Source organism: Escherichia sp. WS338, from assembly GCF_046486405.1.
Taxonomy (GTDB): domain Bacteria; phylum Pseudomonadota; class Gammaproteobacteria; order Enterobacterales; family Enterobacteriaceae; genus Escherichia; species Escherichia coli.
Genome location: NZ_JBJQLL010000009.1, coordinates 176,803 through 185,726, shown reverse-complemented (window position 1 = coordinate 185,726; position 8,924 = coordinate 176,803). Strand labels below are relative to the sequence as shown.

The following is an 8,924-nucleotide window of genomic DNA, read 5'->3' as shown; positions in this document are numbered from 1 at the left end:
CCAGTTGGTGATTTTGAACTTTTGCTTTGCCACGGAACGGTCTGCGTTGTCGGGAAGATACGTGATCTGATCCTTCAACTCAGCAAAAGTTCGATTTATTCAACAAAACCAGTAAAAGTCTATTCTGTGATAAATGGCGCTGATTCATAGCTTAAAAAATACCCTTGTCAATCAACCCATTGCCGTCGTACTTTTGATTGTTCTTATTTACGCGTCCTTTTTCCGCACCCTAATCGTGACAGCATCTTCAGACCTGTTTAAATATCCAGTATTGAGGCAAGTGTATTTTTTCACCACGCCAGGCTTTCTTAACTTTCCATTTTTTGCGGCATCATTAAAGAACAGATACCCGTTATCTTAATATCCGCCACAGAATTGCTCTATCATAGAAACCGCAGAAGACGTCTGATACTTCTGTCAGGTCATCGTAACTCGTCCAGGTCAGCGGTTTTGATTACGGATTGATGATGAAATGAGCATAAGTGTTGTACGGTTGGATTATCAGGATGTGCTATGAATATGATGCGTATTTTTTATATCGGATTGTCAGGTGTGGGGATGATGTTCTCATCAATGGCGTCTGGAAATGACGCTGGCGGACTTCAATCTCCGGCGTGCGGCGTTGTTTGCGACCCGTATATTTGTGTGAGTTCAGATGGCATTTCCCCAGAGTTAACAAGGAAATATCTCGGCGAAAAAGCCGCTGAAAACTTACAATCATTACAAGGCTACGATCCCAGCGAATTTACATTCGCTAACGGTGTATTTTGCGATGTTAAAGAAAAATTATGTCGTGATGATCGTTATTTTGGTGTGGATGGTAAGCGGAGTGGAAAAATCAATCAAACCACCACAAAGATGTTATTTATGTGTCGTGAGTGATGTCTTGTTTACATTATGTTCTATTCGTCATTAACCTCTTGAGCGACAGAGAGGAGTGGGGCGTTAACGTTTATGACGGGGAGAGTCCCCGTCGGTTGACATTTACTTAATTTGAATATCGACGTTATATTTTTTAGTTTTGTTTTTACGGGCGTCGTTTCGGGTTTGCAGCACTCGCAGCTCATATTTGCCAGAAGCAGGGAGTGAGTATTGTCCGTGACTATCGAGTTCTGGGGAATATCTGGATAAATCAACAGAATCATCGATTCCTGGCCCGAAGAGGTAAGTATCAGCGCCTTCGTTAGAGATACTCACGTGCACTTTCTGACCTTTTTTGGCATAGAAGGTATATGTATCGTAATCGTATCCCTTTATTTCGCCGGAGTACTGAGCGCTGCTATGGCCTTTTCTGAACTCAACATTGACATTCTTACCCGCAGCAAAGCTCGTGGAGGTTAGCAGTGCAAGCAACAATACAGCCTTACTGATGCCCTTAATTTTCATTGGTAGTCTCCTGTTCAGAATGAGTACGATGAACTGTTATAATATAACAATCCTTCACGGGAGAATTCCAGTGGCTTTCCTGTGTTCGGTTAAATCCCGGCGCGGCATTTTTGCCGGGGGGATTACTTATAAAGGGGGCATGGACTGAACAAACCGTAGAAATCTACAGCTGGCTGGCTTGTGGCGCGGGTTTCATTGATGTTAGCTTATGCCAAAACCTGGCATCTTAAAGAGTAAAAGTATGTTTTGTGTGATTTATCGAAGCAGCAAGCGTGACCAGACCTATTTATATGTCGAAAAAAAAGACGATTTTTCGCGTGTTCCTGAGGAACTGATGAAAGGTTTTGGTCAGCCTCAGTTAGCGATGATTCTTCCGCTGGATGGGCGGAAGAAACTGGTTAATGCCGATATTGAAAAGGTTAAACAGGCATTAACCGAGCAAGGTTACTATTTGCAGTTACCGCCACCACCCGAAGATTTGCTGAAGCAACATCTTTCCGTCATGGGGCAAAAAACAGACGACATTAACAAATAACCGATATCCGGCGGTGGCATTATCTTTGTCGGCGCGGGTTTTCATATCCACGATAAGGTGAGGGGAACGTTATGTATCAACATCACAACTGGCAAGGTGCGCTGCTGGATTATCCGGTGAGTAAAGTAGTCTGTGTTGGCAGTAACTATGCCAAACATATTAAAGAGATGGGCAGCGCAGTGCCCGAAGAGCCAGTGCTGTTTATTAAACCAGAAACGGCACTGTGCGATCTGCGGCAGCCATTGGCGATCCCATCCGATTTCGGTTCAGTTCATCATGAAGTCGAACTGGCGGTGTTGATTGGCGCGACGCTGCGTCAGGCTACGGAAGAGCATGTCCGCAAAGCCATTGCCGGTTACGGCGTGGCGCTCGATCTGACATTGCGTGATGTTCAGGGAAAAATGAAGAAAGCCGGGCAGCCGTGGGAAAAGGCCAAAGCGTTTGATAACTCTTGTCCGCTTTCCGGGTTTATTCCCGCGGCGGAGTTTACCGGCGACCCGCAAAATACAACGCTGGGCCTGAGCGTAAACGGCGAGCAACGCCAGCAAGGTACGACTGCGGACATGATCCATAAAATCGTTCCGCTGATCGCTTATATGAGCAAGTTTTTTACCCTCAAGGCCGGTGACGTTGTGCTGACAGGCACGCCTGATGGTGTCGGCCCGTTGCAAAGCGGTGATGAGCTGACAGTCACTTTCGATGGGCATTCTTTGACAACTCGCGTTTTGTAATACTTTTTGCCGCCTGAAAGCGGCGGCAAAACTTGCATCGCTATGCCAGACTGGTTATAAGGTGCGTTTTAACGTAATGGCGGAACACCTGATGAGCGATGTACCTTTCTGGCAAAGTAAAACCCTGGACGAAATGAGCGATGCGGAATGGGAGTCGTTGTGTGATGGTTGCGGTCAGTGTTGCCTGCATAAACTGATGGATGAAGACACCGACGAAATCTACTTCACTAACGTCGCCTGTCGCCAGCTCAATATTAAAACCTGTCAATGTCGGAACTACGAACGTCGTTTCGAGTTTGAACCCGACTGCATTAAATTAACCCGTGAAAATCTGCCAACATTCGAATGGCTGCCAATGACCTGCGCTTATCGTTTGCTGGCGGAAGGTAAAGGTTTACCTGCGTGGCATCCGCTGCTTACTGGTTCGAAAGCGGCAATGCATGGTGAACGTATCTCTGTGCGTCATATCGCAGTAAAAGAATCAGAAGTGATTGACTGGCAGGATCATATCTTAAATAAACCTGACTGGGCGCAGTGATAAATTTAATAGATGTTGATGGGGGCTTTCTTAATTCACGTCTGGATGCTCGCCATTTCGTAGCCCTGTTTTTGAAAGCGCTCTGTCATAATGAGAGTTACCCGATACCTTATTATCAACAGGTAACTCTCAATCTTTAAAAAACGTCTGTATTTTTAAATGTGATAAACTTTATACCTTGAGTACATAGAGAGAATAATCGCTTATCAGACTTCAGGTATCTCAAAGAGTGTCTTCTTACCGTGTCTTTTCTGATACTCATTACAGGTGTTAATCATTTTTTTGGCCGCTTACTTTTAGTAAAGAAAGCATTAAATCATCATAATCAACGTAGAATCTGGTTGTTTCAGTTTCCGTTTTTATCACCCCGATGGCGGCTATTTCGGTAGTTAATTTCAATTTGGCGGCATCGATATCTTTATTCGCTTGTTTAACCGTGTTAGACAGGGTGGTAAAGAAACTCTGCACAGATTTTAACTTGTTCTTCAATTCTGGAATCAGTTTCCCTTCAACTACGCCCGCAGCAATAGAACACAGTTTCTTGATGCCGTCATCCAGTACCTTAATGAGAATGCCTTTCTGGGCGAATGCTTCGATTCTATTTTAAACCAGGTGATATTTTTCCTTTCTGCTGGATGGACGCTGTCGCCAGAAGGCCGCGTGAGCACAGGATAAGAGAACGAAAAATCAGCAGTCTATGCAGCGACAAATATTGATAGCCTGAATCAGTATTGATCTGCTGACAAGAACAGACTACTGTATATAAAAACAGTATAGCTTCAGGCAGATTATTATGTTGTTTATCAAGCCTGCGGATCTCCGCGAAATTGTGACTTTTCCGCTATTTAGCGATCTTGTTCAGTGTGGCTTTCCTTCACCGGCCGCAGATTACGTTGAACAGCGCATCGATCTGAATCAACTGTTGATCCAGCATCCCAGCGCGACTTATTTCGTCAAAGCAAGTGGTGATTCTATGATTGATGGTGGGATTAGTGACGGTGATTTACTGATTGTCGATAGCGCTATTACCGCCAGCCATGGTGATATTGTCATCGCTGCTGTTGACGGTGAGTTTACGGTGAAAAAATTGCAACTACGCCCGACGGTACAGCTTATTCCTATGAACAGTGCGTACTCGCCCATTATCATCAGTAGCGAAGATACGCTGGATGTCTTTGGTGTGGTGATCCACGTCGTTAAGGCGATGCGCTGATGTTTGCCCTCTGTGATGTAAACGCGTTTTATGCCAGCTGTGAGACGGTGTTTCGCCCTGATTTATGGGGTAAACCGGTGGTTGTGCTATCGAATAATGACGGTTGCGTTATCGCCCGAAACGCTGAGGCAAAGGCGCTGGGCGTTAAAATGGGCGATCCCTGGTTCAAACAAAAAGATCTGTTTCGTCGCTGTGGCGTGGTTTGCTTTAGCAGCAATTATGAGCTTTACGCAGACATGAGTAATCGGGTGATGTCGACGCTGGAAGAACTATCGCCCCGCGTCGAGATTTACAGTATTGATGAGGCATTCTGCGATCTGACAGGTGTGCATAATTGTCGCGATCTGACTGATTTTGGCAGAGAAATTCGCGCAACGGTGCTACAACGTACCCATCTTACTGTTGGTGTGGGGATCGCCCAGACCAAAACGCTGGCTAAGCTTGCCAATTATGCGGCAAAAAAATGGCAGCGGCAGACGGGCGGGGTGGTGGATTTATCAAATCTGGAACGCCAGCGTAAATTAATGTCTGCTCTCCCCGTGGATGAAGTCTGGGGGATTGGACGGCGGATCAGCAAAAAACTGGACGCGATGGGGATCAAAACCGTTCTCGATTTGGCGGATTCAGATATCCGGTTTATCCGTAAACATTTTAATGTCGTGCTCGAAAGAACGGTGCGTGAACTGCGCGGTGAACCCTGTTTGCAACTGGAAGAGTTTGCACCGACGAAGCAGGAAATTATCTGTTCCCGCTCGTTTGGTGAACGCATCACGGATTATCCGTCGATGCGGCAGGCCATTTGTAGTTACGCTGCCCGGGCGGCGGAAAAACTTCGCAGCGAGCATCAATATTGTCGGTTTATCTCCACGTTTATTAAGACGTCACCATTTGCGTTCAATGAACCTTATTACGGCAATAGCGCATCGGTAAAACTGCTGACGCCCACTCAGGACAGCAGGGATATCATTAACGCCGCTACGCGATCTCTGGATGCCATCTGGCAAGCGGGCCATCGCTACCAAAAAGCGGGCGTGATGCTGGGGGATTTCTTCAGTCAGGGAGTCGCGCAGCTCAATTTATTCGATGACAACGCACCGCGCCCCGGGAGTGAGCAATTGATGGCGGTAATGGATACGCTGAATGCTAAAGAGGGCAGAGGAACACTCTATTTTGCCGGGCAGGGGATCCAGCAACAATGGCAGATGAAGCGTGCCATGCTTTCACCATGTTATACAACGCGAAGTTCTGATTTACTGCGGGTCAAATAAACATAGCGGCAGGAAAAAGCGCTCCCGCAGGAGCGCCGAATGGATTAGCGACCGAACAGGTCACGTTTTTTCGCTTTAAACGGCTGGGAAATCACCACCAGCACCGCGACAATCAGGTAAGCGATAAAAATACCGAGCAGCCACTGCGGCATTTCCAGACCTAAAAATTCCCACTGACGCTCGGCGCAATCGCCAGAGGCGACAAACACTTGCGGCACCCATTTATCCAGCGGCAGCCATTCCGGGAAACGAGCCATAAAATCACAGGTCGCAAACGGCGAAGGATAGAGCTGAAGCATGGTGTGCTCGTAAGTTAACTGCACACCGCGGAACGCACTATACAACCAGATAACCATCGCTACATAACGCAGCGGAGTTTTCGGGGCGATCGCGCCAATCAGCGCAGCACCCAGAACGCCGAATAACGCGCAGCGTTCATAAATACAGAGCACGCAAGGTTTCAGTAACATCACATGCTGGAACCACAGCGCCGTCAGTTCCAGTGCCAGAGCAGTAAACGCCATCAACAGCCATGCGCCCCGGCCTTGTGAACATTGGTTCAAAAATCGCAACATAATCATTTCCCTGCAATATGCATAGAGTGCGCAGTTTAAACCAATTCATTCGCTGCGCCACCAGGAGGCAGCAAAAATAGGACGCAATTGGACAATTATCGGGCGAAAAGGCAAACCGGGCATTTATATGCCCGGTAAGTTGTTATCAAAGCGTTGCTATCCAGCCCATTTGCATAAACCATTCGGTTACAGGAGCAAGCGTAAACTCGACGCAGAGCAGCCCGACGAGTGTCAGGACGAGGGTGTAAGGCAGGGCCATCCACACCATGCGGCCATAAGAGAGACGAATCAATGGCGCGAGTGCAGAGGTCAGCAGGAACAGGAACGCAGCCTGACCGTTCGGCGTAGCGACGGAGGGCAGATTGGTACCGGTATTAATGGCGACCGCCAGCAGCTCATATTGCTTCAACGTGATAGCGCCACTTTCCATTGCCGCTTTCGCTTCGTTGATATAAATCGTCCCCACGAAGACGTTATCCGAAATGGATGACAGCAGACCGTTGAAAATATAGAACAACGACAGCTGAGCATGTTCAGATGCCTGCAACACAAACTGAATAATCGGCGAAAACAGTTGTTGGTCGATAATCACCGCGACTACTGAGAAAAACACCGTCAACAGTGCGGTGAATGGCAGAGATTCGGTGAAGGCTTTACCGATAGCATGTTCATCGGTAACACCGGTCAATGATGTCGCCAGAATAATGACCGACAAACCAATCAAACCGACTTCTGCCAGATGCAGTGCCAGCGCAGTCACCAGCCAGACGCCGATAATCGCCTGGACAATCAGACGGATTTTATCCTGACGGGTACGCTGGTTGCGGCTTTGATCGTCAAACTGTTGCAGCACTTCGCGGACTTTCTCCGGCAGCGTTTCACCGTAGCCAAACCAACGCAGCTTCTCTACCAGCAGGCAGGTTAACAGGCCACAAATCAGAACCGGGACGGTCACCGGCGACATGCGCAGGAAGAAATCGCCAAAATGCCAGCCAGCCGCTTTAGCGATGATCAGGTTTTGTGGTTCGCCCACCATGGTCATCACGCCGCCTAATGCGGTGCCGACACCGGCATGCATCATCAGACTACGCAGAAAGCCACGGAACTGTTCCAGAACCACTTTGTAATGCTTGTCGATATGACTATCGTCTTGCAGGTCGGTATCTTCAGTACGGGAAGAGGCTACGCGGTGATAAATACCATAAAAACCGACTGCAACGCTGATCACCACCGCCACGACGGTTAAGGCATCGAGGAACGCGGAGAGGAACGCCGCCGCCACGCAAAAAGAGAGCGACAGCAGCATTTTGGAGCGAATACTTAACAGCAAACGGGTAAATATGAACAGCAACAGCTGTTTCATAAAATAGATACCCGCCACCATAAACATCAGTAACAGCAAGACTTCAAGATTTGCCGCCACCTCTTCACGGACGTGTTCCGCGCTGGTCATGCCGATGAATACTGCTTCGATAGCCAACAAACCACCGGGGAGCAGCGGGTAGCATTTCAGGGCCATCGCCAGAGTGAAAATAAATTCCGCTACCAGCAACCAGCCAGCGACGAAAGGGCTGATGAGGAAAATTAACGGATTTACGATTAAGAAAATGATGAGGGCGAGTTTGTACCAGTCGGGGGACTGGCCCAAAAAATTGCGCCATAGTGCGCGGCCCCAGGAGATCTCCATGATGGTTTCCCTTACCTTAGAAATAATCAATGATGTTTTTATGTTTAAACGCAAAGCTTAACGGTCAGACAGGAGTGAGGCAAGTCTTGATAGTCAAGGGGAAAGAGATGCAGAAAATGAAGCCTTGATCCCTTTTTTCTTCTTTTTGTCTTCTATCAGCGTAGTTAGCCCTCTGGTATGATGAGTCCAACTTTGTTTTGCTGTGTTATGGAAATCTCACTATGGTCATTAAGGCGCAAAGCCCGGCGGGTTTCGCGGAAGAGTACATTATTGAAAGTATCTGGAATAACCGCTTCCCTCCCGGGACTATTTTGCCCGCAGAACGTGAACTTTCAGAATTAATTGGCGTAACGCGTACTACGTTACGTGAAGTGTTACAACGTCTGGCACGAGATGGCTGGTTGACCATTCAACACGGCAAGCCGACGAAGGTGAATAATTTCTGGGAAACCTCTGGTTTAAATATCCTTGAAACACTGGCGCGACTGGACCACGAAAGTGTGCCGCAGCTTATTGATAATTTGCTGTCGGTGCGTACCAATATTTCAACTATTTTTATTCGCACCGCGTTTCGTCAACATCCCGATAAAGCGCAGGAAGTGCTGGCAACCGCTAATGAAGTGGCCGATCACGCCGACGCCTTTGCCGAGCTGGATTACAACATTTTCCGCGGCCTGGCGTTTGCTTCCGGCAACCCGATTTACGGTCTGATCCTTAACGGGATGAAAGGGCTGTATACGCGCATTGGTCGTCACTATTTCGCCAATCCGGAAGCGCGCAGTCTGGCGCTGGGCTTCTATCACAAACTGTCGGCGTTGTGCAGTGAAGGCGCACACGATCAGGTATATGAAACAGTGCGTCGCTATGGGCATGAGAGTGGCGAGATTTGGCACCGGATGCAGAAAAATCTGCCGGGTGATTTAGCCATTCAGGGACGATAATCCCTTCCGTTTAAAAAGCAAACCCCTCAAACGAGGGGTTTTTCGTTGTT

Annotated in this window: 11 protein-coding genes and 1 pseudogene; 7 read left to right on the top strand and 5 right to left on the bottom strand. The window is 47.9% G+C overall.

Annotation, left to right across the window (positions count from 1 at the left end):
* Positions 1 to 78: hypothetical protein (locus tag ACJHWT_RS11145; RefSeq protein WP_223602324.1), on the bottom strand; the 78-nt coding region annotated here is incomplete at its 3' end.
* A 435-nt stretch (positions 79 to 513) separates the two neighbouring features.
* Here ACJHWT_RS11145 and ACJHWT_RS11140 point away from each other — a divergent pair.
* Positions 514 to 882, top strand: a complete 369-nt coding sequence (locus tag ACJHWT_RS11140) for a YcgJ family protein (RefSeq protein WP_001056850.1) — start codon at positions 514 to 516, stop codon at positions 880 to 882.
* Between the two features lie 102 nt (positions 883 to 984).
* Here the strand turns inward: ACJHWT_RS11140 and pliG are convergent, their stop codons facing one another.
* Complete coding sequence (gene pliG / locus ACJHWT_RS11135) at positions 985 to 1,386, bottom strand: g-type lysoyme inhibitor PliG (protein WP_000693755.1); 402 nt, start codon at positions 1,384 to 1,386, stop codon at positions 985 to 987.
* A 241-nt stretch (positions 1,387 to 1,627) separates the two neighbouring features.
* Here pliG and ACJHWT_RS11130 point away from each other — a divergent pair, with 241 nt between their 5' ends.
* The 3 genes from ACJHWT_RS11130 (at position 1,628) to ACJHWT_RS11120 (ending at position 3,190) form a co-directional block, all read left to right on the top strand.
* Positions 1,628 to 1,921: a YcgL domain-containing protein gene (locus tag ACJHWT_RS11130; RefSeq protein WP_001386210.1), complete on the top strand. Its 294-nt coding sequence runs from the start codon at positions 1,628 to 1,630 to the stop codon at positions 1,919 to 1,921.
* Between the two features lie 71 nt (positions 1,922 to 1,992).
* Positions 1,993 to 2,652 (top strand): fumarylacetoacetate hydrolase family protein, encoded by a 660-nt coding sequence (locus tag ACJHWT_RS11125; RefSeq protein WP_000284277.1) that lies wholly within the window; start codon positions 1,993 to 1,995, stop codon positions 2,650 to 2,652.
* A 91-nt stretch (positions 2,653 to 2,743) separates the two neighbouring features.
* On the top strand, positions 2,744 to 3,190 hold the full coding sequence (locus ACJHWT_RS11120) for a YcgN family cysteine cluster protein (RefSeq protein ID WP_001339583.1): 447 nt from the start codon (positions 2,744 to 2,746) through the stop codon (positions 3,188 to 3,190).
* Positions 3,191 to 3,396: 206 nt separating this feature from the next.
* On the opposite strand, the pseudogene hlyE reads toward ACJHWT_RS11120, so the two are convergent.
* Positions 3,397 to 3,724: pseudogene (gene hlyE, locus ACJHWT_RS11115) on the bottom strand (hemolysin HlyE); the annotation flags it as partial.
* Between the two features lie 259 nt (positions 3,725 to 3,983).
* Between hlyE and ACJHWT_RS11110 the strand changes: the two are divergent.
* Together ACJHWT_RS11110 and umuC are read left to right on the top strand one after the other, a co-directional pair.
* Positions 3,984 to 4,403 carry a translesion error-prone DNA polymerase V autoproteolytic subunit gene (locus ACJHWT_RS11110; RefSeq protein ID WP_000897377.1) on the top strand — a complete coding sequence of 140 codons (420 nt, stop codon included), beginning with the start codon at positions 3,984 to 3,986 and terminating at the stop codon, positions 4,401 to 4,403.
* Positions 4,403 to 5,671, top strand: a complete 1,269-nt coding sequence (umuC, locus tag ACJHWT_RS11105) for a DNA polymerase V catalytic protein (protein WP_000457597.1) — start codon at positions 4,403 to 4,405, stop codon at positions 5,669 to 5,671. Before ACJHWT_RS11110 ends, umuC begins: the two co-directional genes overlap by 1 nt.
* 44 nt (positions 5,672 to 5,715) lie before the next feature.
* Here umuC and dsbB read toward each other — a convergent pair whose 3' ends face one another.
* Positions 5,716 to 6,246 (bottom strand): disulfide bond formation protein DsbB, encoded by a 531-nt coding sequence (gene dsbB / locus ACJHWT_RS11100; protein ID WP_000943452.1) that lies wholly within the window; start codon positions 6,244 to 6,246, stop codon positions 5,716 to 5,718.
* Between the two features lie 145 nt (positions 6,247 to 6,391).
* Complete coding sequence (gene nhaB / locus ACJHWT_RS11095) at positions 6,392 to 7,933, bottom strand: Na(+)/H(+) antiporter NhaB (protein WP_000406402.1); 1,542 nt, start codon at positions 7,931 to 7,933, stop codon at positions 6,392 to 6,394.
* 221 nt (positions 7,934 to 8,154) lie between these two features.
* Here nhaB and fadR point away from each other — a divergent pair, with 221 nt between their 5' ends.
* A complete protein-coding gene (gene fadR, locus ACJHWT_RS11090; protein WP_000234823.1) occupies positions 8,155 to 8,874 on the top strand; it encodes a fatty acid metabolism transcriptional regulator FadR in 720 nt (239 codons plus the stop codon).
* The last annotated feature ends 50 nt before the right edge of the window (positions 8,875 to 8,924 follow it).

Bases quoted from the DNA above. Each gene is read 5' to 3' on its own strand.
- ACJHWT_RS11140 (WP_001056850.1), top strand. From the start codon at position 514: ATGAATATGATGCGTATTTTTTATATCGGATTGTCAGGTGTGGGGATG.
- pliG (WP_000693755.1), bottom strand. From the start codon at position 1,386: ATGAAAATTAAGGGCATCAGTAAGGCTGTATTGTTGCTTGCACTGCTA.
- ACJHWT_RS11130 (WP_001386210.1), top strand. From the start codon at position 1,628: ATGTTTTGTGTGATTTATCGAAGCAGCAAGCGTGACCAGACCTATTTA.
- ACJHWT_RS11125 (WP_000284277.1), top strand. From the start codon at position 1,993: ATGTATCAACATCACAACTGGCAAGGTGCGCTGCTGGATTATCCGGTG.
- ACJHWT_RS11120 (WP_001339583.1), top strand. From the start codon at position 2,744: ATGAGCGATGTACCTTTCTGGCAAAGTAAAACCCTGGACGAAATGAGC.
- ACJHWT_RS11110 (WP_000897377.1), top strand. From the start codon at position 3,984: ATGTTGTTTATCAAGCCTGCGGATCTCCGCGAAATTGTGACTTTTCCG.
- umuC (WP_000457597.1), top strand. From the start codon at position 4,403: ATGTTTGCCCTCTGTGATGTAAACGCGTTTTATGCCAGCTGTGAGACG.
- dsbB (WP_000943452.1), bottom strand. From the start codon at position 6,246: ATGTTGCGATTTTTGAACCAATGTTCACAAGGCCGGGGCGCATGGCTG.
- nhaB (WP_000406402.1), bottom strand. From the start codon at position 7,933: ATGGAGATCTCCTGGGGCCGCGCACTATGGCGCAATTTTTTGGGCCAG.
- fadR (WP_000234823.1), top strand. From the start codon at position 8,155: ATGGTCATTAAGGCGCAAAGCCCGGCGGGTTTCGCGGAAGAGTACATT.